The sequence below is a fragment of the Legionella nautarum genome, from assembly GCF_001467895.1.
Lineage (GTDB): Bacteria > Pseudomonadota > Gammaproteobacteria > Legionellales > Legionellaceae > Tatlockia > Tatlockia nautarum.
In genome coordinates, this window is record NZ_LNYO01000002.1 from 55,295 (window position 1) to 76,623 (window position 21,329).

The window sequence follows — 21,329 nt, forward strand, 5'->3', positions numbered from 1 at the left end:
TCTTAGCTTTCTTTTTTGCCAGTTAATTTTTCTTTAATACGTGCAGCACGACCAGCTAAGTCGCGGAGGTAGTATAATTTAGCACGACGTACATCACCACGGCGTTTAACAACGATACTATCAACAATAGGACTATAAGTTTGGAAAACTCGCTCAACACCGACACCATGAGAAATTTTGCGAACTGTGAACGCAGAATTCAAACCACGATTACGCTTAGCGATCACGACACCTTCAAAGGCTTGTAAACGCTCACGAGTTCCTTCTTTTACTTTTACTTGCACTAAAACAGTATCACCTGAACTAAATTCGGGAATCTCTTTGCCTTTCATTTGCTCAGCATTCAATTCGTCAATAATGTTGGTCATGATCACTCCTCAAATTGGCATTCCTCAATAGGAATCGCCGTGTTCGCGTTTAAACTCGACAAGCAAGCGCTTGTCAGTATCAGTTAACTCAAATTTTTCTAATAAATCTGGCCGTTTGAGCCAGGTTTTACCTAGCATTTGTTTTCTGCGCCAGCGCTCTATCTCTTTGTGGTTACCACCCAGTAATATTGGCGGAACATCTAAACCATCGATGCTTGCCGGCCTGGTGTAGTGTGGGCAGTCCAATAAGCCATTCATAAATGAATCTTGCTCTGCTGAACCTAAATGCCCAAGGCTGCCTGGTAATAAGCGTATAACTGCATCAATAAATACCATGGCTGCCAATTCGCCACCACTTAAAACAAAATCACCAAGAGACCATTCTTCATCCACATGATGACTAATAATACGCTCATCAATTCCTTCATAGCGGCCTGCTATAAAAAGCAAGGCTTGCTTGTTTTCTGCCACCTGATTTAAATCGGTTTGGCGGATTACCTTGCCTTGTGGACTGAGATAAATAGTCTTACAAGTGCTTGGCATCTGGTTTTTTGCATGAGTAATTGCTGCATGCAAGGGTTCATACATCATTACCATTCCTGGGCCTCCACCATAAGGCTTATCATCAACTTGACGATAAGGCCTTGCTGCCCAGTCACGTGGATTCCAGTAGTCTATCTTTGCTAAATTCTGCTCAATTGCTCGCCCGACTACGCCGTATTTCAGGCTAGCAAACATTTCAGGCATTAAGCTTATTATGCCAAGATGCAACATGCTTTAAAAATCCAATTCCCAATCAACTTTAATAAGTCGTTCGCTGGGATTTACTTCAATTACATACTGTCCTGGCAAGTAAGGGATGAGATGACGTTTTTCATCACCCTGTACGACCAAAACATCATTGGCACCCGTAGGTAGAATTTCAATTACTTTCCCAAATGATTGACCTTGCTGGTTAACCACTTGCATACCTACAAGTTCATGCCAATAGTATTCACCTGGCTTTAACGCAGGAAGTTGAGTACGACTGACAGCGATTTCTACATTGGTTAATCGGGCGACCTGTTCACGCTCTCGGTATCCCTCAATCTGTGCCAGAATCAATTTATTATTGATTTCTAAATGCACTATTTTTAAGGGTTGCCATTGGTTAGCTATGCGGGCATGCCAATCTGTATAACGCAAGATGTTGTCACGTGGTTCGGTAAAGGAATAAACGCTAATAAAACCTTTAATTCCGTGAGCACGACCAAAACGGCCTACAACAATCCAGTCAGTACTATTTTCCACGCTTATTTAGCTTCAGCTTTCTTCTTAAATTCTTTAACTAATGCACTAACACGGTCAGATAATTGTGCACCTTGACTTTGCCAGTGAGTTAATTTGTCCATTTCTAAATGCAAGCGAACTTCTTGACCACGTGCGATTGGATTGAAATAACCAATTCGCTCGATATAGCCGCCATCGCGGCGCTTACGGCTGTCAGTAACGACCATGTTGTAAAAAGGACGCTTTTTTGCGCCAGCTCGTGATAAACGTATAACGACCATTATTTTCCTCTACTTTTAAGAATGGTTACGTAAAAAATGCCGTGTATTGTACGAAAATTAACTCGGCAAGGGAAGTGGTTTTTCAATTATTTGCGGTCATCTTCAGGAATAATTCCTTTTAAACCGGGTAAACCTCCAAGACCACGCATCATTTGCTTCATTCCGCCGGGTTTAGTAAATTTTTTCATCATTTTTTGCATTTGCTCATATTGTTTCAGCAAACGGTTAACATCTTGAATCTGCGTACCGGAACCAAGGGCGATACGTTTTTTTCTTGAACCAACGATGATTTTAGGAATTCGTCGCTCTTTAGGCGTCATTGAATTGATAATAGCGATTGTTCTAGCCATTGCTTTATCATTGACTGCACCCATTGCTTGTTGGGGTAATTGACTCATGCCGGGCAGTTTGCTCATCATGCTGCTAATACCGCCCATTTGATTCATTTGCTCTAACTGCTGTTTAAAGTCGTCTAAATCAAAGCCCTTACCTTTTTTAAGTTTTTTCGCCAATTTCTCACTGGCTACTTTGTCAGCTTTGCGCTCAACTTCTTCGATCAGGGTTAAGATATCCCCCATACCTAGAATACGAGAAGCAATTCGTTCTGGATGGAAAGGTTCTAAAGCGTCAATTTTTTCACCAGAACCTAAGAATTTAATCGGCTTTCCAGTAATTTGTCGCACCGAAAGTGCAGCACCACCACGGGCATCACCATCGGTTTTGGTTAAGATCACCCCAGTTAAAGGAAGTGCTTCATGGAAGGCTTTCGCGGTGTTGACTGCATCTTGCCCCGTCATGCTATCCACAACGAAGAGTGTTTCAACGGGTTGAACCGCATGATGCAAGGCTTTAATTTCCGCCATCATTTCTTCATCAATGTGCAAACGACCGGCGGTATCAAAAATCACCACATCCATGTATTGTTTTTTAGCGCTCTCTAGCGCTTTGTGAGCAATGGCCAATGGTTGTTCATGCGCCTCTGCAGGAAAGAAGGCAACATCGATTTGCTTAGCCAAAACCTTCAATTGGTCAATAGCAGCAGGACGATAGACGTCGACACTCACTAACATGACTTTTTTATTTTCGGTTTCTTTTAAATAACGGGCTAACTTTGCAGTTGAGGTTGTTTTACCCGAACCTTGCAAACCTGCCATCAAAAAGACAGCGGGGGGTTGGGTTTTGAAATCTAATTCAGCGCGGGCATCACCAAGGATATGCACCAATTCATCATGAATAATCTTTAACAGTGCCTGATCAGGTTTTAAGCTTAATGAAACTTCTTGACCTACTGCTTTTTGCTTAACTTGTTCAATAAACTCTTTAACCACAGGTAAAGCGACATCTGCTTCGAGCAAAGAGATACGGACTTCACGCAGCATTTGCTGCATATTTTCTTCAGTTAAGCGACCTTGGCCACTGATATTTTTAAAGGCCCGGGTTAAACGCTCGGTTAAATTCTCAAACATAGCGATTACTCTAATGCAAAAACGTATACTATAGCATACTAGCTAACATAAATATAAAGACAAATTAAAGAGAATCGCACCGGAGCTAATCTCCCCCTGTAAGTTAAGCCTTGACCCAACAATTAATAGCAGCGAGAGTAATATATCCATTTAGATAGAATGGGTATCGTCAGATTTTTTTGTTATGATGGATGACTAAGCTCGTTCAATTATTGGGATATGCGGTGCAGTTCTCTTTAGTCACTTTGCTCATTATTTTAGCTCTTCTGATTGTTCTCTCCGGTTTTTTTTCGGGATCAGAAATCGGCATGATGTCCCTAAACCGCTATCGCTTACGCCATCTGGTAAAAAAAAATAATAAGCAAGCGATTCGTGTGAATCAAATGTTAGCTCGACCTGATAAATTGTTGAGTGTGGTGCTTATTGGCAATACCTTGGCGAATATTGTAGCCTCAACAGTCGCTACTTTAATTGGCCAGCGTTTATATGGTGATGCAGGTGTGGCTATCGCGACGCTGCTTTTAACTCTTGTTGTTCTTGTTATTTCAGAAATGACGCCCAAGACGTTGGCTGCACTTTATCCGCAACAAGTGGCGTTTGCTGCCTCTTTACCTTTAAAGTGGATGCAAAATATCATGGCGCCCCTTGTGCAAGTGATCAGTTGGATCACGAATGGTATTTTGCGCCTGTTTGGTATTTCAATGGATAAAGTACAAAAAGAAGCTTTATCGGGAGAAGAGCTGCGTTCTGTTGTCCATGAAGCGGGTGGACTTTTGCCTGTAGAACATAAAAGTATGTTAATCAGTTTGCTTGATCTAGAGCAGGCGACCGTCGAAGATATCATGGTGCCTAAGGCCGATATTATTGGCCTCGATCTGGAGCAGCCTTGGCATGAGTTGCTCGACCAATTGGAAACCGCACAACATACCCGCTTACCGCTTTATCGAGACACCATCGATAATTTAGTGGGCATGATTCATGTCCGTAATGTTCTGAACTTGGCTCTCGATGAACGTCTTGACATGGAGAATTTGTTAAAATCGGCAACGCCTCCTTATTTTATTCCTGAAGCAACCCCTTTAAATGTGCAGATTTTAAATTTTCGCAAAATGAAACGACGAAGCTGTTTTGTCGTGGATGAATACGGTGATTTGCTCGGTTTAGTTACTATGGAAGATATTCTTGAAGAAGTAGTGGGTGAATTTACTACCGATATTGCTGATTTGAGTAAAGATATTTCTCAACAAGAAGATGGTTCAGTGATTGTCGATGCCAGTATTACCCTACGTCATTTAAAACGGCTTTTAAATTGGCAATTACCATTGATTGGTCCGCGAACACTGAGTGGGGTGATTATCGAACATTTAGGTTACATCCCACCACCGGATTGCTGTTTGCAGATAGAAAATTTTCAGTTTGAAATCTTGAAAGTAGGGGATAATACGATAAAAACCGTCAAGATGGTGAAAGTGAATAAGAAACGGACCTAAATCAAGTGTTGAGCCGCTTTCGCTGCAAAGGCAATTTAATAAAATAATACACAGACGGTAGAACAAAAAGGGTAAACAGAGTGCCCATGCACAATCCGCCAATCAGCACGGTGCCGATTACATGGCGGGATTCAGCACCGGCATCATGAGATAAGCATAAAGGAATCGCGCCAAAAACCATGGCTGCTGTGGTCATCAGAATGGGGCGCAAGCGTAAGACAGAGGCTTGTTGTATAGCTTCAAAAAGAGGTGTTCCTTGAGCCCTTAACTGATTAGCAAATTCAACGATTAAAATCCCATGTTTAGAAATCAAGCCAATTAAGGTAATTATTCCGACTTGAGTGAAAATATTCAATGACTGCCCACATAAATAGGTTAAAAATAGCGCTCCAGAACAAGCTAGGGGTACGGTCAATAGGATAATAAAAGGGTCAATAAAGTTTTCAAACTGAGCAGCCAAGATAGCATAGATAAATACTAGCGATAAAATCAATAAAAACAACATGGTATTTGACGATTCGCTATAGGTTTTAGCTGCGCCATCCCAGGTTATTTTATAATTGGCCGGTAATTCATTTTTAGTGAGCTCCCAAATTTTATCCATTTTATTAAACATGGATTCACCGGCGCGAGGCTGAATATGGAGCGTTGTTGAGCGCATTTGTTTATAGTGATCGAGTGTTGCTGGTTGCGCTTTGGGGCTCATCTTCGCGACAGTTCCTAATGAGATGCGATTTCCCGTTGGGGTGGTGAGGTATAATTCATCCAAAGTCCAGGGGGAGGTGGCGCCTTTGACGGTTAGGTTATAAACAACACCATCCTTTTGGAAGCTGATGGCTTTATTGCCACTAAAAAATACTTCGATTGTTTTTGCTACCTGATTAGCTGATAAACCTAGTTTTGAAAGCACATTATTGTCCAGATCGATGTTAAAACCCATGGAATCCAAACGGAGATCAAAACGCGTATTTTCAAAAAGTTTAGTGTTATCAAGCGCCGCTTTGACTTTTTCTGTTTGTTCAAATAATTGACGATAACTGTCTGAGCTTGAGATAACTAAACTGAGATCGGAGCCGTTACCGACATTATCAACGCCTGGAAGACCATTATCCCACGACCAAACATGCGCATCCATAGAAGGAAAATGAGTCAGTTGTGGTTTGAGTGCTTCGGTGATTTGTTCTGCCGAGCGTTGTCTTGTGGCATGAGGTTTAAGTGGAAGAATGATACTTGAGCCCCAATCACCGACAAAGGTCAATTTATTATCCGACTCGGGAATACCATTACTCTTTGCTTCTATGCTTTCTGCTTTTTTATTTAAACTATCCAGATCTTCACCGGCAACGGAGGGGGTAAAAATGCCTATGAGTCCACGATCTTCTTTCGGTGCTGTCTCATGAGGTAATAAACTGTAGAACAAAACACTGAGGCCAATGGAAATACAAGCAGCAAGCAGCGTGATTTTTTTTTGTTTAATACTATAGCCTAAACTTTTCGCATAAAGCGCTGCGAGCCAATCAAGGAACTGATCGATTTTAGGCCATAAATGATGTGTGTTTGCATTTAATAATTTGGCACACATTAGCGGTGAAAGCGTCAGAGCGACTAGGCCTGAAATAAAAACACTGCCTGCAAGTGCCACAGCAAATTCAATAAATAATTGCCCAAGCATCCCCTGCACGAAAGCTATGGGCATATAAACACTGGCCAAAGTGAGCGTCATGGCAACGATAGCAAAACCAATTTCTTTAGCTCCTTTTATCGCCGCTGCTAGTGAGCTTAGGCCATTTTCAATATGACGCCAGATATTTTCTAAGACAATGATGGCATCATCAACGACAAGCCCTACGGCAAGTACCATTGCTAATAACGTCATTAAATTAATGGAATAGCCAAAAAGTTTTAAAAACAGCAGGGAACCCAGCAGCGAAATAGGAATGGTTAATAAAGGAATTAAGGTCGCGCGAATATTACGCAAGAAAATGAAAACAATAAAAAGTACTAAAAGGATAGCCTCCAAAATCGAGGATTGAATATTTTTAAGCGAAGAGTTGATAAAGTCTGATTGATCGAGAATTACAGAGATTTTCATATCTTTGGGCAGGCTTTGCTGTAAAGCAGCAACTTCTTTGCGCACCAATTTTGAAACCTCAATCGGATTTGCATCATTAGCTCGATCAACCGATAAGACTAAACCTGCATGACCATTGACTCTGACTCGCATTTGCGTGTTATCGGTGGTCAATTTAATCTGCGCAACTGATTTTAATAGAACAGGATAGCGCTTGTTATCGGTTTTAATCAGTAAATTTTCGTAATCTTCACTGGTTTTAAGTTCCGAATTAAGTGAACTGGGGATCTTATTTTGATAATTACCTGCCGGCATAGAAACGCGACTTCGGCCAAGTGCATCTAAAATTTCATCGACATTAGTTCCAAAAGCAAACAATTTTTTCGGATCGAGACGAATAGCATAAGTATAGGGTTGTCCCCATACCTCTACTGAGGCAACACCAGGTACGCTGCGAAAAGCGTTTTTTAGATTTAAATTGGCATAATGAGTTAATTCACCAAAATCAAGCGAAGTGGACTCCAGTGAAATGCCGATAAAAGGAAATCCAGTTGCTTTGCGCTGCCGTTCAACAAGAGGCGTTTTTATTTCTGTAGGAAGCATGGATTTTGCTTGACCCACCGCATCCTGGGTCGCATTTAATGCCCTATCCATCGGTGTCCCAGCACGGAATATTAAGGTAATTTGCGAAAAGCCTGAATTTGATTGGGAGGTAATATTTTCTAAGCCTTCGATTCCTGCTAAGCGATCCTCCAAAATATTAGTGACTGCTGATTCAACCAGATCAGGACTGGCGTTGGGATAAGTTGTTTGCACAGTGATGGTTGGAAAACTGATGTTAGGGTACTCACGAATCGACAGTGAATAAAAACTAAGTAAGCCTAAGACCACAATCATGGAGTTTAGGATGATTGCTATAACCGGATGTTTAATAAAATAGCTAGTCAATTTCATAGGGATACGCGAGAAGAATCAGGTTTATAAATAGCTACTTGTAGCCCTGGATACAAACGCTCTTGACCGCGGGTGACTAGCTTTTGACCAGGCTTTAAACCAGAGATGATTTCAATCGTCGATTTTTCTTTAAGTCCTGTTTTTACTGGTAACAAAACGATTTTATTATGGTCTACGACATAGACATGGGGTTCACTGGATTTTAAAAATACTGCAGTAAAAGGAATAACAATCGTTTCCTTCCTCTCTTCCACCACCAGATCAACATCGACATTTGAACCTACCACGCAGTGCTCACAGCGGATATCAACATCAGCAGGGCACATATGCGTTTCCTCGTCTATCATTTTTTGTACATGACTAAGGCTGTACTCTTTTGCAAAAATGCGAACTGCTTGGCCTTCATTGATGGTTGTTAGATTAGTACAGGGAATATCGAAATCAACCACCAAGGATGTGGGATCATAGATTGTTACAATAGGATCACCTTGATTAATTTGTGCCCCTTCTCTTTTTTTATAAGCACCGATAATGCCGTCGAAGGGAGCGTAAAAACGCATGGTATCGAGCTCAATTTTGGCTTTAGATAAATCTCTTTGTGATAGGATCCAGGCTTGCTTTTTTTCTTCTGCTTCTTTAGAACTAACAATCCCCGCTTTAAGTAAACCTGATAGGCGCTCATACTGCGTTTTGGCTATTTTTTCTGCTACCTCTGCAAGTTGATAATTATTTTCAATGTCTGGATTGACAATTTTTGCAATGAGTTCGCCTTTTTGAATTTTTTGACCTGTTGGGACTAGAGAGTCAAGCATCCCAGAACCTTTAGCAATGAGAATGGTTGCGTGTTTAGGGCGAATTGTACCAATAAGTCGGATGGTCTGGCGGATATCTTTCTTTTCTAATTCTTCAATTTCAACAATCTTTGTCTCATTAATAGTTGGTTTCGCGGGCGTTTTAACAATAAATTGATAAATCAAAAAAGGGGTATATAGGAGAATGAGAACTAAGGTCATCGAGATGAAGTATCTTTTTTTTAATAGATTTAGAAAATTAAGTTTCACATTATTCTCATTCTAAAACTGCCATTAAACGTCTAAATTCCATTCCCGTTTAGTTTTGCAGTGCTTAAGTATTACAATAAATACGCATTCCTCAGTTCGACACACATACTACCATAAGTGGGCAACCGCCTTTGTCTATGTCCCGCCGTTTGTTCAGCGTTGTTGCAACTTTTAGTCTTCCTACCTACCGCGGCTTGTCTGGCGTTGTTTCATGGTTGAATTCACTCCCTGCGTCCCGCGACTTGTTCGCGGGATCCAGGGATTTCAGTAAGAAAAAAGATCGCCTGGATACCGCGGACAAGAGTAGAGTTTGCTACAACGCCGAACAAGTCGCGGTACGTAGAGACGAAGTGTATCACATAATTGTTTTTATATTAACCAGGATTCTTCACTTAGGATCAAGTCGTTCGCCTGTTTCACTTTCTTTAATTGTCTGCACTCGTGCTGTGAATAAATAGCCCCCGTTGCGGATGGTTTTAATGAGAGCAGGTTTTTTTACATCAGGCTCTATTTTTTGTCTTAAACGGCTAATTTGGACATCAATACGTCGATCGAAGGGATTAAGATCGCTATTTTTTGTGATTTGGAGCAAAAATTCTCTTCCTAAAACCCGTTGTGGTTGGCGAATAAAAGCAAGCAGTAAATCATATTCGCCGGCACTTAGCTGCAATTCTTGATTAGCTCTATTAAATACTTGACGCGAAGCCGGATAAAGTCGCCAATCAGCAAAAACTAGCACTTCCTTTTCCTGTTCTAAATCTTGATTAGAACGCTGAACTCTTCTTGTAATCGCAGAAATGCGGGCATGTAATTCCCGTGGATGAAGAGGCTTAATGAGGAAATCATCAGCTCCCGCTTCGAGCATGCGTACACAAGTATCTTCATCGGAGGTGTCGCTAATGATAATAATGGGGACATGATAGCGATGATACAAGCTATCTACCGTGGAGGAGTCTGCTTGAAAGATTGACCAATTAATTAATAGAGCTGCGAACTGTTCCGTCTCTTTATTAAGTTCAGATAAATTATGTAACTGGATAATTTTATAGCCGAATTTAGCAAAATACTCAGCAAGGTGTTCGTCCCATGGGGAGTCGTCAATAAGCAGTAGGTATTTATAAGGCGAATGCATTGATTATTCTCCTCAGAGCAATGGAAGCTTAGCTTGTACTTCGTACTCCGCTTTTATAATTTTATTTAGGGAATTTTAATAATATTGCAACATTATATACCCAATACTGATTTTTTTGCGATTTTAGTAGCTAAGCTCTTCGTTTTTAAGATATGAAATTGATTATTATGAATAGGTTTTATTCATTGATTTGTATTAAACTAGCGAGCGGTTAAATGTTGCTGATAAAGAACTTTAAATGGAGAATAAAAATGAAAAAGTTAGTTTGGCTGTTTGGCTTAGTTTGTTGTTTACTATTGAGTGCCTGTAACAAGACTCAACCCAGCGAATATGATGTTGCCGAAGTAGGAAAATTGAAACAAGTTGCTTCTGGTGTGATTATTTCAAAACAAGCCGTTAAGTTTCATAGTAAAAATACAATAAACAACAAGGCTGCTCCTGGTAGTGAATATATTGATGGCGGCCAGGGCTATGTTTATGTGGTTAAATTAAACAATGGCAGTATTGTTTCTGTAGCACAATCTGAAGACTTAAGATTGAAAGTCAAGCAACGTGTGCTAATTGTCTATGGCAAACATACTCGTATTTTACCGGATGATGGTAGCAGCAATTAATCCAACCTAATGAAAAATCAGAAAACGCTGCCTTGATTTTAAAAGACTCATACAGCGTTTTTATTGATTTAAAAATACCTCAACAATATCGTGGAACAGAGTCATCGATTCATCAAGAAAATCACCAAACCGATGAAGGAGTTTAAAGCCGTTCACTCAGCTGAAGCTACCCTGGCAGGTATTGAACTCTATCATATGTTTCGAAAAGGACAGCATGCGACAAAGCCTACCACATTCAGTTGAAAGCTTTTACTTGATCTTTTCCACTTTGCTTAGCAACATAGAGGGCATGGTCAGCAGCTTTTATAATGTCATCGAGTACTGCGCCATGAAGAGGTGCTTCAGCTAGACCAATGGAAATAGTAATAGAGGGTATCCTTTTGTCTTTATAGATGATAGGAGTATTTCTTAATATTTCGCTAAATTTTTCCATTTTTTTGAAAGCATTATTTAAGTCTGTATTTAATAAAACCACCACAAATTCTTCGCCGCCAAAACGGAAGGAAATGTCACTGCCCCGGAAATTTTTCATCAGCAACTCACCCACTGTTTTAAGCACTTGATCTCCTGCCAGATGACTATAGGTATCATTAAATTTTTTAAAATCATCAAGGTCCATCATAGCGACACATAATTTTCTTTTGTCTCTAGCAATCCGGATAAGTTCACGGGTTAAGATGTCATTTAAATAACGGCGGTTATATAGGTTTGTCAGGGCATCATGCAGGGAAAGCTCGCTTAAAGAGGCGCGTAAATTAATATTTGCCAAAGCTAGCTTGATAATATTACCAAATGATGTAGCCATATCTTGTTCGTGCTGGGTGAGTTTTTTATCTTTTTTCGCAAGGAAATGAATAACACCTACCAATTCACTCTGCATCATCAGCGGTACACCAATATACCCCCCTTCAGGCGGTGTAAGATAATGACTGCATGGAATTGATTTTTTGGGATCATCAACAAGATTGATATTTGCCTCCCTTATTGCAAAGCAGTCCATAGGAAAAAAATGTTTAGGTATAATTTGCTCGGAGCCCCATTGGATAACCGTATCCATCTGGTTAGTATCTTTATTATAAACTGACAGCCCGCCGCTCAATTCTGGAAACATATCTTCGGCAATTAAAAGGATACGGGGATAGGCTTCTTCGGCTTTCACACAGATTTGCAGAGAGCGGTTTAATTTGTTTAAAAGATTTTCATCATGCTCCAAAAGTTTTAGTTCATTTAGTGTAGACATGGTTTTTTCATTTAACTTCCTCATCTTTTCTTCATTCTCGATACGGTCGCTGACATCTTTCATCTGTATAATAAAATTAATAGGGTTGCCCTGTTCATCACGTATCAGGGAAGCACTGACCATAGCCCAGATTATATTGCCATCTTTTTGTATAAATCTTTTTTCCATATGAGAAATATGTAATTCATTTTTAATGAGTTTATGCATTGCATCCCGTGTTATTGCGATATCATTTTTATGGGTGGCTTCGAGGATTGTTTTTTGCTTCAGTTCTTCATCTGTATAACCGAGTATTTCCTGCATAGTACGATTGGCATGCTGGAATTTACCTTCGGGAGAGATAATGGCCATGCCAATTGGCGCATTCTCGACAGTGTTTCGGAAGTATTCTTCGCTTCGCTTTAAATCAACTAATAGATTGGAGCTATAGAGTTCCAGATAGATCGACTTGACTAATTGCTGATGAGCATCATGAATATAAAGCAGTAACATAGTGGTATAAAGTATAATGGCAGCAAAAAGTATTATTGAAACGGGACTGGATAAAGAAAAAGCAATAGCCAGCATGACTAGCCAACCGGGTAATAAAAAGCCTAGATAAGCAAGGTAAAACGTCATCAGTTTGGCAGACGGGGCACCAATTATCCCAGTAAGAAATATGAAAATAATGAGACGAATCATTGGATCGGGGATATAGAGGAATAAAAGCCCCCCTAAAGCCCATAAAATCCCGGATTGAAGATTATTAATAATGAAGTACCACTTCCAAAAGGACAATGGTAGTTTTGCCTCTTGCTTTGATTGTAGCGCGTGTTTTAGCAGAAATAGGCCTCTTAATAGGTGGTTAAAAACCAGCATGAGGACTAACCAGGTTATCAGGATTAGTTTGTTGGTGATGTGGGACCATAGAAGAAGAAAATATAGAACGACAGCAATGAAATCACCCAAAATGGACAGCGAAAAATTTTTATAGGACTCTTTAATTAGTCTTTTTTCAATTTGTTCTTTGTCAACACCCAGAAGGTTCATCAAATTGTCTTCCTTGTGTATAATTCTTCACTATTTGAAATAGTGACATTTATCAAACATCTAAATATTTATTATAGACACAACTCATCTCCTAAGCATGTGGTGCAATTCGAGCCTCGCCAATATCGCCTTTGAAGAATGAAATGCCTTGAATTCCTTCATGGGTTTGGTGGTCTTCTTGATGAATCGATGATCCTGTTCCACGATATTGTTGAGGTGTTTGACCTGTCTGACATTGAGCTGGAGGAGGCCGCCAGCATGAGAAGCAGCGCCAAACGGGAGGGGTTATGGCATCAATACCCGCTTTGTTGGCTCCAGTTTTATCCATGATCAGTACATGGGGAGTTCCATTTGCCAATAGCCTTTTCGAAAAATGTCCTTTTTTCCTTGTTAATCATGCACCATGAAGTTGAAAAATTGTTTTAGCTATATCTTTACTGAATACGTTAATATTCATTATGAATCTCCCATCCAGTTTCAAACAGTCGATTTGAATACTAATATATGCCAACTCAGTGGGTGGGATGGTTCTTTACATTGGAGCCTAATTTTGCATATATCATGGAAAAATTATTTAAATCAAGGAGATAGTCATAATGATCATCGAAGTACAGGTTGTTCTAGGAGGAATTCTTCTTGGAGTTGCCGCCGCAATAATGCTCTTGGTTCGAGGTAAAATTCTTGGTTGTAGCGGCCTATTATTTCGTGTATGGGATTTTGCAACTAATCGACCTAATACCGAAAATATTTTTTTTATTCTGGGGCTCTTTTTAAGTGGTGTAATCTTTAATTTTGTTCAGGTTGTCCCTAATCCCATAACTATTTTTAAAACGAGTCATTGGCTACTGTTTCTTGGGGGTATATTGGTTGGTGGAGGCACCTATCTTGGCAATGGTTGTACCAGTGGACACGGACTTTGTGGAGTATCTCTCTTACGCAAACGCTCGATAACTGCCGTTAGTATCTTCTTTCCTGTTGCAATAATAACGGCTTGGTTAATACACTAAGGAGTTAAAATATGAAATCTTTAATCTCATTAATGGCTGGTTTGGTATTCGGTTTAGGTTTAATTTTAACAGGAATGTACAGCCCGGATATTATTATATCAGGTCTAAAAATTGGTGCTGAAACATTCAAAGTAAATTTATATATCACATTCTTTACGGCTTTATTGGTGACTTTTCTTTTATTTCAGTTGCGTAAATGGTTGGCCAAACCCTTGCTCAACAAGTGCTATGAATTGCCTACCAAAGAAAAAATTGACTGGCAACTTATTCTTGGTGCGGCTGCATTTGGTGTAGGCTGGGGAATTACTGGAATTTGTCCTGGACCCAATATTGTAGGACTTGGAATTGTTTCTTGGCCGTTTTATTGGATAAATTTTGCAGGCATTATTATTGGTTTTCTAATCACACGATCTCTCATTTTAAAACGGTGATTTTTCTTTTAACAGCTTCAATTTTCTTATTGATTTTGTGCCAACTATCTTGGTCAATAGGTTCATTCATAATGGTAATCTTTAGACCTTCACCAGCATTCGATAGACCTTTTATGGTTTACTTTCAGTTGTTTTTGATGGAGTAGTTCCTAGTTAATTAAGATAAATAAGCTGTCCTGATGCCACTGATGCCTCAATAGAAAGATGGTTAATATTAATACTCTCTTAATCTTTATTTTTTATAATTGGGAGTTTTGTAAAACGATTATTAAGAGAGAAAAGATTTGAAAAGATACACAATCGAGCCAGCCGTAACTCGTCCATACCAGAGAGTAAATATACAATTTACCAACGAGGAAGACAAAGAACAGTATTGTCTTGGTAGAAACGCCGGTAGAAGAGCAGCTAGGTTTGGCCGCCCAAAAATGGAACATTTGAATAAAAAGCCTAAATTTTTCCAAGATGGGTATAATGATGAATATGCTCGGGTTAAATCGACAGTAAGTCAAGCCGAAATTGCAGCAAACAGAGAGAAGGATAATGAAAGTACAAGAGAACGAAGAAAAAATCAGCAACAAAGAAAACGAAGAAAAATAGGAACGGAACTTCATACAGAAGCGCCTGGCGATTTAGCACAACAAGAGGGTCAAAAAGGAATTGTATTTTATCAATTTAATCCTACAACAGAAAAATGTATTCCAATGAAGTTCCCGGCTGGCCAATTGTCCGAGACACTAGAAGTTTCAGCCCAATGCGCTCAAAGTTATCCCGTTGAGTTTTTTTTAGTGCCGTGCTTAGAGAATAACCATGAAGAGAATGAAGACTTATCAGAAATAGTAAAATCTTATCCAGCACAAACAAAAGCGTCTGGTGATTCAGCTCAACAAAAAGGTCAAGAAGAAATTAAAATTGATCAATTGCATCCTAGAACAGACGAAGATAATTTAATGGAGTTCACAGATGACCAATGGACCAATTCATCAGACTTACAACCCCAAGATAATCTCTTAGAACCAGATAATTTAGAGTGGAGCGCGCAGAATAATCCGGGAGAGAAGGAAGATTTATTAAAAGAGGGTGAAATTTATCTAGAAAAAGACGATTCAGATACTTTATCAGACAATCCTCCTAAAGATGAAGAAGAGTTAATAAAATTATTAAAACAGTTAAACTCTTCAAATAACTTAGCTAAGAAAGTTAATGATCTTACTTTTTTTCAAGGGACACAAAATTCAACCATGCCCCCCTATGGCGTTATGCATCCCGCTTCAAGTGGGTATAGCTTCTTTTCTACATCGAACGCTAACCAAGGAGAAAAGGATTGCGACGTTGGATTTTTTTTAAAGTAAAATTGTAGTGTGCCACAAGGAAGTGCTTACACTGCTTAATTCTTAATTTTGTCTTTACTAATTTAAAAATCAAACAGATCCACTGAGCTATCCTCCAAAAATAAGACCATGGCAAAGATGAGAAATCCATTAAAAAAACAAACCATGCGTTAATTTTCCTCTCCATTACCTCACATTTTTTTCATTCATGACAGTCGATTAACAGATTGAAGCCCGTAGTGATGCAGCTTACGGTGTATGAGATGATTCAATTATTAATAAAATATCAAACAATCATGGTAAAACAAGATCATTTGAAGCAACCTATACTCAACTAGTCATGGAAAATGATCAGAAAATATACTATTTGCTCGGCTCAAGCCTTTCCTAACATTCCCTTGTGAACTCCAATTTACTGCTTATCAGAAACTGTACTATTCAAATGCCAATTATAGACGTAATTATCGATATTATTAACATGTTTAAGTTGGCTCTGTAATGGTTCTTTAGCGAATTGTTTCAGATGCGTTATTACATCCTGTTTGGTGCCGCCAAAATCCTCATTGTACCAATCATAAATTTTGGACACGATCAATGCACCCTCTATGACTTGCACTCCGCGAAGCGAATTTATATAACCAAAGGCAGCTTCATTGAGAGCCTCTTTTATTGTAGAACCGCTATAAGCTTGTTTACTTAAGTTTGCAGCACCTATTGATCCGTTATTTATTGCATAAAGCGTCCGTTGATCATTCCAAATGGGGCGAATAATGCGATTTTGTATTTCATCCAGCGATAAAGGTATATCATTAATGGTTACTATTTTTTTACCCCAAGGCCCAATACTAAACAGACCAGGAGAGATATTAATTTCTTCAATACTCCCAACAGGGTAATAATCGGCAATAACTTGCACAGTTAGTGCATTATAAAGATTGATCCAAAAGGCTAATTGCTCATTGCGATTGTATTGAGCAATATCGATTTTCGACATTTTCTCGATATATTGCTGTAATAAAGCATAATCGGCATCGGTGAGATGATTGTAATCAACGAGATTAATATTTTCTTCATTGCTTTGAACTCGTTTGTCTAGAAATGCTTGCCAGTCACTGTGGTCAATCACGGCAGAGGAGAGGGGATTATTGACTTCCCATATTGGCCATAGGCTTTTGTTAAATGAGGCATGTGCAGTGCTTGCTATTAGAAGTAAGCTTATAAATAGAATACCGTATCTAAAACGATTAATATTAAACATTAACCCTAGCTCGATTTCGTAGTGCGTTGCTAATTGTATTACCATCTAAAAATTCTAATTCACCACCCGAAGGAATTCCGTGCGCCAATTGGCTAATATGCAATGGATATTCGCGCAAAAGTTCATGAATAAAATGAACGGTTGTCTGACCTTCGATGGTAGGGCTTAAGGCAAGAATAACTTCTTTTATGCCTTCGTTAACAATAAGATCACGTAGTTGAGGCAAACCAATGTCTTCGGGACCCAAGCCATCAAGTGGTGAAATTTTACCCATTAATACATAATAACCACCATTGAAAGCATTACTCTGCTCAATAGCTGCAACATCCGCAGGATTTTCTACAACACAAATCGTTGATAAATCGCGGACGGGGTTTTGGCAGAGCTTACATAAGTCTTGTTCAGTGTAATTGTTGCAACGTGTGCAATGGCGAATAGACAACATTGCTTGTTCGAGACATGCTGCAAGTTGTAAGCCACGCTGGCGCTGGTGTTGCAGAAGATGAAACACCATGCGCTGCGCAGATTTTGGGCCAACTCCAGGTAGGCAACGTAACGCATCCACCAGACGGCTTAACGTATCCATTACCGTTATTATTCCTTTTCCCCATCTTTCAGGAAATCAGTTGGAATATTAAGACCAGCGGTCAATTGACTGATTTTTTCTTTAGATGCTTTTTCAACTTTACGAACCGCATCATTGAATGCTGCTGCAGTTAAATCTTCGATCATTTCGACATCTTCTTCCATCAATGTCTTATTAATTTTTAACTCAACAACATCATGACGGCCATTCATTTTCACTTTAACCATACCACCGCCAGATTCGCCTTCGACCACTAATCGGCTTAATTGCTCTTGAGCTTCTTGCATGCGTTGTTGCATTTTCTGTGCTTCTTTCATCAAGTTGCCCAAATTTTGATTTATATCCATGATCACCTCACATTGATTAATTTGTTAATTATAATTCATCTTTAACAGGGACAATAGAATTTTTGACCAATTCTGCTGAAAACTCCTGCTTTAGTTGCTGAAAAAAGGGGTCATTGTGTAAATTTACTTCTGCATCCTGTTGTCGTTGGCTTTGCGCAATTTGCTTTTGCTGAGCCGGTGACGATTGAATGGTTTCTTCACTGCTGAGAGTAATTTTTACTGTTTCATTATAATAAGTTTCCAAGGCTTGCTCGATGCGGCTAGTTATTGAAGGGGTAAATAAGGACTGATGGCCCTTTGCAACACGGAGCTTGACTTCACGTCCCGACTTACTAACAAATTCTGCATTTTCTGCTGCGGTAAAAGCGAGGCCGGTTAATTTTAACTGAGTTAAAATAGTCCCCCAATCCTGATTGCCAGAAGAATTAGCTTGTTTCGGTGTTTCGCTGGGAGCAGGTACCTGGGGTTCAAATTGCTCTTCATTTTTTTCAAAAAGCTCGCTAACAGGTACTTGCTCCAGCGGATTGCATTCATCAGAAAATGTTTGGTTCTGAATGGGAACAGTTACAGGTTTTTTAACTGTTTCATAAGCAAGCGGAGGAAGCGCTGCTTTAGGAGCGGGTCTGAAGGTCAACATCCTTAACAAAGTCATCTCAAAACCAATATCTAAGGTTGGAGCAAAGTAGAGTTCTTCGGTGCCTTTAATACCAATTTGGTAAAATAACTGCACATCTTCAGGACTAAATTGTTTAGCCAACTCTTTAATTTCGGATCTAGAACTAATTAAGGGATTGTCGCTCACGAGGCTTTGGGTGATTGTAATCTGATGCAAATAATCAAGCAGTTCATCGAGTACATAGCGAAAATGCCCGCCTTCACTAGCAATTTGCCGACTCAGTTGAACCAGCTTCGGTGCGTCGAATTTCGCCAAAGCGTACAAGAGTTGTATGGCATAGTCTTGCTGTGTGTAACCTAAAATGAGTTTTACCTCTTGTGCCTTTAATTCTTTGTCAGTGCTGGCGATGGCTTGATCCAATAAACTCAAAGCATCGCGCATACTTCCTTTAGCAGCTTTGGCTAAAAGTTCGAGCGCTTCCATTTCAAAGCTCATTTGCTCATCATTTAAAATATGCTGTAAATGCTGAGAAATGATTTCTGGCGTTAAATGTTTGAGGCTAAATTGCAAGCATCGTGAAAGAACGGTGACTGGAAGTTTCTGCGGATCAGTGGTTGCCAATAAAAATTTGACATGAGCAGGAGGTTCTTCCAAAGTTTTCAACAAAGCATTAAAACTATGCTGTGAAAGCATATGCACTTCGTCAATTAAATAAATCTTAAAACGGCCAGTTGTGGGACTATATTGCACATTCTCTAGAAGTTCACGCGTATCTTCGACACGAGTTCTCGACGCACCATCGATTTCAATCAAGTCGATAAAGCGGCCTTGCTCAATTGCTAGACAAGCATCGCAGAGCAAACAGGGTTCTGCGCTAATGCCTTGTTCACAATTGAGTGCTTTTGCTAAAAGACGAGCAACACTGGTTTTTCCGACTCCGCGGGTACCGGTAAAAAGATAGGCGTGATGCAATCGCTGTTGATTGAGCGAATTGATTAACGCCTTATTAATATGTTCTTGGCCGACCAGTTGAGAAAAATTACGTGGTCTCCATTTACGCGCTAGTGCAAGATAGCTCATAGGGCTTCATAAATTGGGCGGCAGCTCTAAGAGCCACACTCCGGCGCCCGAATCAATCGTTACCGCTGCTCCCTTCCGGGCCTGACGGGGTTCACAATCTATCGTCGCGAAGGGACCAATAGAGCCACCATTGTTGAATTGCGAAGAGTAGCAAAAAATATTAGTAATGGCTAGGCTTTCCGAATAAATCGATGGATTTCAAAATAAAAAGCGCTAATATACGCAGACTATTCGGAGACTAGAAATCTATTAAGCCTGAGGAAGCACGCAGCACTGTTCACAGATGAACTCCGTTCGGCCTGAGGAAGCGCAAAGCGCTGTCTTGACGGCTCACATAAAAAATAACAGTTGGATATATATCTATATATATAATGTATTAACAAAAACGATGAAAAAAATTATTATGCCTAAGCTTTTATCATGGCTAAACTGGGGATGTGCCACCAGTTTTGTTTTATTCCAATTTTATCTTCAAACAATGGCCGGATTAATGGCTTCTGAATGGCAAAAGGATTTTCACTTATCAAGTACAGAAGTTGGTGCTTTATCCGGTGCTTTTTTTATTTCTTATGTCCTTATGCAAATCCCCGTTGGGCTTGCTTATGATCGCTTTGGACCACGTAAGATCTTAATTGCCGCTTCGATTTTACTGACCCTAGGTATTTTTTCTTTAACCTTTAGCCAATTGTATTGGCAAGCTTATGTCGCTCGCATAATTATGGGAATAGGGAGTGCTTTTGGGTTTGTGGGAATGCTCTATGTCACCGCTTCATGGTTTTCTTCAACGCATTTTGCGCTCATGGTCGGCATTTCTGAAACCTTAGCCATGCTGGGTGTGGCTGCTGGAGAAATTGGAATGGCTTGGATCATCATCCATTATGGCTGGCGGACAACGATGTTTATAGCTGGCTGCAGCGCTTTGCTTGTTAGCTTTATTATTATTCTAGTTGTTCGCGATCAATCTCCATCAGCAAAAACTGAGAAAGTAGAGCACCTAAGCTTAAGCTCGGCACTTAAGGAGGCTTTAACTAACAAGCAGGTTTGGCTAGCAGGTTATTATGGCTTTGCTATGTTTTCTATTGTTAACGTTGTAGCGACCCTTTGGGGTGTCTCTTTCTGTATTCAAAAATATTCGCTTTCTTTGGCTTCAGCTGGTGCGATGATGTCGATGATTTTTATCGGTATCGGCATTGGCGGACCCACTAATGCGTGGCTTATTCAGCGTTGGCAAAATAGACGGGCGTTCATGGCCTTGTTTACTAGTTTAACAGCCGTATGCTTCGCAGTTCTATTATATGTACCCAAATTACCAATCTGGGGTTTATCCTTCATACTGTTGTTATTAGGATTTTTCTCGTCCTGTTATATTCAATCCTTTGCCGTAGTGAAAGATGCGGTGCCCACGGCTGTTCGTGCTACTGCCTTATCAACAGCTAACATGATCCTTATGTTTAGTGCACCTTTATTACAACCTTTAGTGGGTAAACTGTTAGAATTGAATTTTCATTTTACACAAGCGCTATCCATTATCCTTCTTGTTCTTGTAATAAATATAATAGTGTCCCTCGGTTTGGATAAAAAGGGTATTAATTAGAGTCCTGGGATAAGAAAAGATTTTAAAAAATTTTTAAAAAAGTGTTTGACAAGGCGATGAGGATGAGTAGAATACGCATCACGCCAACGGGGCGGGTTCCTTAAAAA

General features: G+C 39.7%; 20 protein-coding genes, 1 other RNA gene and 1 pseudogene. 7 read left to right on the top strand and 15 right to left on the bottom strand.

What is annotated here, in order from left to right:
• Nucleotides 1-2 precede the first annotated feature (2 nt).
• The 5 genes from rplS to ffh all read right to left on the bottom strand — a co-directional run bounded on the left by rplS (nucleotide 3) and on the right by ffh (nucleotide 3,384).
• Nucleotides 3-368: a 50S ribosomal protein L19 gene (rplS, locus tag Lnau_RS01295; protein WP_058495247.1), complete on the bottom strand. Its 366-nt coding sequence runs from the start codon at nucleotides 366-368 to the stop codon at nucleotides 3-5.
• Between the two features lie 24 nt (nucleotides 369-392).
• Nucleotides 393-1,142 (bottom strand): tRNA (guanosine(37)-N1)-methyltransferase TrmD, encoded by a 750-nt coding sequence (gene trmD, locus Lnau_RS01300; RefSeq protein WP_058503345.1) that lies wholly within the window; start codon nucleotides 1,140-1,142, stop codon nucleotides 393-395.
• Between the two features lie 3 nt (nucleotides 1,143-1,145).
• Nucleotides 1,146-1,658 carry a ribosome maturation factor RimM gene (rimM, locus tag Lnau_RS01305; protein ID WP_058503346.1) on the bottom strand — a complete coding sequence of 171 codons (513 nt, stop codon included), beginning with the start codon at nucleotides 1,656-1,658 and terminating at the stop codon, nucleotides 1,146-1,148.
• Between the two features lie 2 nt (nucleotides 1,659-1,660).
• Nucleotides 1,661-1,918 carry a 30S ribosomal protein S16 gene (gene rpsP, locus Lnau_RS01310; protein WP_058503347.1) on the bottom strand — a complete coding sequence of 86 codons (258 nt, stop codon included), beginning with the start codon at nucleotides 1,916-1,918 and terminating at the stop codon, nucleotides 1,661-1,663.
• Between the two features lie 86 nt (nucleotides 1,919-2,004).
• Complete coding sequence (ffh, locus tag Lnau_RS01315; protein ID WP_058503348.1) at nucleotides 2,005-3,384, bottom strand: signal recognition particle protein; 1,380 nt, start codon at nucleotides 3,382-3,384, stop codon at nucleotides 2,005-2,007.
• A gap of 224 nt (nucleotides 3,385-3,608) precedes the next feature.
• On the opposite strand from ffh, the gene Lnau_RS01320 reads away from it, so the two are divergent.
• Nucleotides 3,609-4,874, top strand: coding sequence for an HlyC/CorC family transporter (locus tag Lnau_RS01320; RefSeq protein ID WP_058503367.1), 1,266 nt, complete (start codon nucleotides 3,609-3,611; stop codon nucleotides 4,872-4,874).
• Nucleotide 4,875: 1 nt separating this feature from the next.
• Here the strand turns inward: Lnau_RS01320 and lpeB are convergent, their stop codons facing one another.
• The 3 genes from lpeB to Lnau_RS01335 form a co-directional block, all read right to left on the bottom strand.
• Nucleotides 4,876-7,899, bottom strand: coding sequence for a multidrug efflux RND transporter permease subunit LpeB (gene lpeB, locus Lnau_RS01325; protein ID WP_058503349.1), 3,024 nt, complete (start codon nucleotides 7,897-7,899; stop codon nucleotides 4,876-4,878).
• Entirely contained in the window at nucleotides 7,896-8,960 is a 1,065-nt protein-coding gene (locus Lnau_RS01330; RefSeq protein WP_274520241.1) for an efflux RND transporter periplasmic adaptor subunit, read from the bottom strand. Before Lnau_RS01330 ends, lpeB begins: the two co-directional genes overlap by 4 nt.
• A 388-nt stretch (nucleotides 8,961-9,348) precedes the next feature.
• Nucleotides 9,349-10,092, bottom strand: coding sequence for a response regulator transcription factor (locus tag Lnau_RS01335; RefSeq protein WP_058503351.1), 744 nt, complete (start codon nucleotides 10,090-10,092; stop codon nucleotides 9,349-9,351).
• 251 nt (nucleotides 10,093-10,343) lie between these two features.
• On the opposite strand from Lnau_RS01335, the gene Lnau_RS01340 reads away from it, so the two are divergent.
• Entirely contained in the window at nucleotides 10,344-10,706 is a 363-nt protein-coding gene (locus tag Lnau_RS01340; RefSeq protein WP_058503352.1) for a hypothetical protein, read from the top strand.
• Between the two features lie 72 nt (nucleotides 10,707-10,778).
• Nucleotides 10,779-10,949, top strand: a pseudogene (locus tag Lnau_RS16040) (DDE-type integrase/transposase/recombinase); the annotation flags it as partial.
• On the opposite strand, the gene Lnau_RS01345 reads toward Lnau_RS16040, so the two are convergent.
• Both Lnau_RS01345 and Lnau_RS16935 read right to left on the bottom strand, forming a co-directional pair.
• Nucleotides 10,942-12,804: a GGDEF domain-containing protein gene (locus Lnau_RS01345; RefSeq protein WP_238585896.1), complete on the bottom strand. Its 1,863-nt coding sequence runs from the start codon at nucleotides 12,802-12,804 to the stop codon at nucleotides 10,942-10,944. The pseudogene Lnau_RS16040 and the gene Lnau_RS01345 overlap by 8 nt on opposite strands.
• A 255-nt stretch (nucleotides 12,805-13,059) precedes the next feature.
• Nucleotides 13,060-13,179 (bottom strand): hypothetical protein, encoded by a 120-nt coding sequence (locus tag Lnau_RS16935; RefSeq protein WP_162263168.1) that lies wholly within the window; start codon nucleotides 13,177-13,179, stop codon nucleotides 13,060-13,062.
• A gap of 392 nt (nucleotides 13,180-13,571) precedes the next feature.
• Here Lnau_RS16935 and Lnau_RS01355 point away from each other — a divergent pair, with 392 nt between their 5' ends.
• The 3 genes from Lnau_RS01355 (at nucleotide 13,572) to Lnau_RS01365 (ending at nucleotide 15,762) form a co-directional block, all read left to right on the top strand.
• Nucleotides 13,572-13,982 carry a YeeE/YedE family protein gene (locus tag Lnau_RS01355; RefSeq protein ID WP_058503355.1) on the top strand — a complete coding sequence of 137 codons (411 nt, stop codon included), beginning with the start codon at nucleotides 13,572-13,574 and terminating at the stop codon, nucleotides 13,980-13,982.
• An 11-nt stretch (nucleotides 13,983-13,993) separates the two neighbouring features.
• The gene (locus tag Lnau_RS01360; RefSeq protein WP_058503356.1) at nucleotides 13,994-14,413 is read left to right on the top strand and encodes a DUF6691 family protein; all 420 of its coding nucleotides are present in this window, start codon (nucleotides 13,994-13,996) and stop codon (nucleotides 14,411-14,413) included.
• A gap of 284 nt (nucleotides 14,414-14,697) precedes the next feature.
• Nucleotides 14,698-15,762 (top strand): hypothetical protein, encoded by a 1,065-nt coding sequence (locus Lnau_RS01365; RefSeq protein WP_133134930.1) that lies wholly within the window; start codon nucleotides 14,698-14,700, stop codon nucleotides 15,760-15,762.
• 391 nt (nucleotides 15,763-16,153) lie between these two features.
• On the opposite strand, the gene Lnau_RS01370 is transcribed toward Lnau_RS01365, so the two are convergent.
• The 5 genes from Lnau_RS01370 to ffs form a co-directional block, all read right to left on the bottom strand.
• Entirely contained in the window at nucleotides 16,154-16,999 is an 846-nt protein-coding gene (locus Lnau_RS01370) for a DUF547 domain-containing protein (protein ID WP_058503358.1), read from the bottom strand.
• Nucleotides 16,992-17,585 (bottom strand): recombination mediator RecR, encoded by a 594-nt coding sequence (recR, locus tag Lnau_RS01375; RefSeq protein ID WP_058503359.1) that lies wholly within the window; start codon nucleotides 17,583-17,585, stop codon nucleotides 16,992-16,994. Before recR ends, Lnau_RS01370 begins: the two co-directional genes overlap by 8 nt.
• An 8-nt stretch (nucleotides 17,586-17,593) precedes the next feature.
• On the bottom strand, nucleotides 17,594-17,932 hold the full coding sequence (locus tag Lnau_RS01380) for a YbaB/EbfC family nucleoid-associated protein (protein WP_058503360.1): 339 nt from the start codon (nucleotides 17,930-17,932) through the stop codon (nucleotides 17,594-17,596).
• Nucleotides 17,933-17,960: 28 nt separating this feature from the next.
• Entirely contained in the window at nucleotides 17,961-19,628 is a 1,668-nt protein-coding gene (gene dnaX, locus Lnau_RS01385) for a DNA polymerase III subunit gamma/tau (protein WP_058503361.1), read from the bottom strand.
• Nucleotides 19,629-19,652: 24 nt separating this feature from the next.
• Nucleotides 19,653-19,749, bottom strand: an RNA gene (gene ffs, locus Lnau_RS15960) — signal recognition particle sRNA small type.
• Between the two features lie 267 nt (nucleotides 19,750-20,016).
• Here ffs and Lnau_RS01390 point away from each other — a divergent pair.
• Nucleotides 20,017-21,222, top strand: a complete 1,206-nt coding sequence (locus tag Lnau_RS01390; RefSeq protein WP_058503362.1) for an MFS transporter — start codon at nucleotides 20,017-20,019, stop codon at nucleotides 21,220-21,222.
• The last annotated feature ends 107 nt before the right edge of the window (nucleotides 21,223-21,329 follow it).

Coding starts and splice junctions, on each gene's coding strand:
- rplS (WP_058495247.1), bottom strand. CDS start 368: ATGACCAACATTATTGACGAATTGAATGCTGAGCAAATGAAAGGCAAA.
- trmD (WP_058503345.1), bottom strand. CDS start 1,142: ATGTTGCATCTTGGCATAATAAGCTTAATGCCTGAAATGTTTGCTAGC.
- rpsP (WP_058503347.1), bottom strand. CDS start 1,918: ATGGTCGTTATACGTTTATCACGAGCTGGCGCAAAAAAGCGTCCTTTT.
- ffh (WP_058503348.1), bottom strand. CDS start 3,384: ATGTTTGAGAATTTAACCGAGCGTTTAACCCGGGCCTTTAAAAATATC.
- lpeB (WP_058503349.1), bottom strand. CDS start 7,899: ATGAAATTGACTAGCTATTTTATTAAACATCCGGTTATAGCAATCATC.
- Lnau_RS01335 (WP_058503351.1), bottom strand. CDS start 10,092: ATGCATTCGCCTTATAAATACCTACTGCTTATTGACGACTCCCCATGG.
- Lnau_RS01340 (WP_058503352.1), top strand. CDS start 10,344: ATGAAAAAGTTAGTTTGGCTGTTTGGCTTAGTTTGTTGTTTACTATTG.
- Lnau_RS01345 (WP_238585896.1), bottom strand. CDS start 12,804: ATGCTGGTTTTTAACCACCTATTAAGAGGCCTATTTCTGCTAAAACAC.
- Lnau_RS01355 (WP_058503355.1), top strand. CDS start 13,572: ATGATCATCGAAGTACAGGTTGTTCTAGGAGGAATTCTTCTTGGAGTT.
- Lnau_RS01360 (WP_058503356.1), top strand. CDS start 13,994: ATGAAATCTTTAATCTCATTAATGGCTGGTTTGGTATTCGGTTTAGGT.
- Lnau_RS01370 (WP_058503358.1), bottom strand. CDS start 16,999: ATGTTTAATATTAATCGTTTTAGATACGGTATTCTATTTATAAGCTTA.
- recR (WP_058503359.1), bottom strand. CDS start 17,585: ATGGATACGTTAAGCCGTCTGGTGGATGCGTTACGTTGCCTACCTGGA.
- Lnau_RS01380 (WP_058503360.1), bottom strand. CDS start 17,932: ATGGATATAAATCAAAATTTGGGCAACTTGATGAAAGAAGCACAGAAA.
- dnaX (WP_058503361.1), bottom strand. CDS start 19,628: ATGAGCTATCTTGCACTAGCGCGTAAATGGAGACCACGTAATTTTTCT.
- Lnau_RS01390 (WP_058503362.1), top strand. CDS start 20,017: ATGAAAAAAATTATTATGCCTAAGCTTTTATCATGGCTAAACTGGGGA.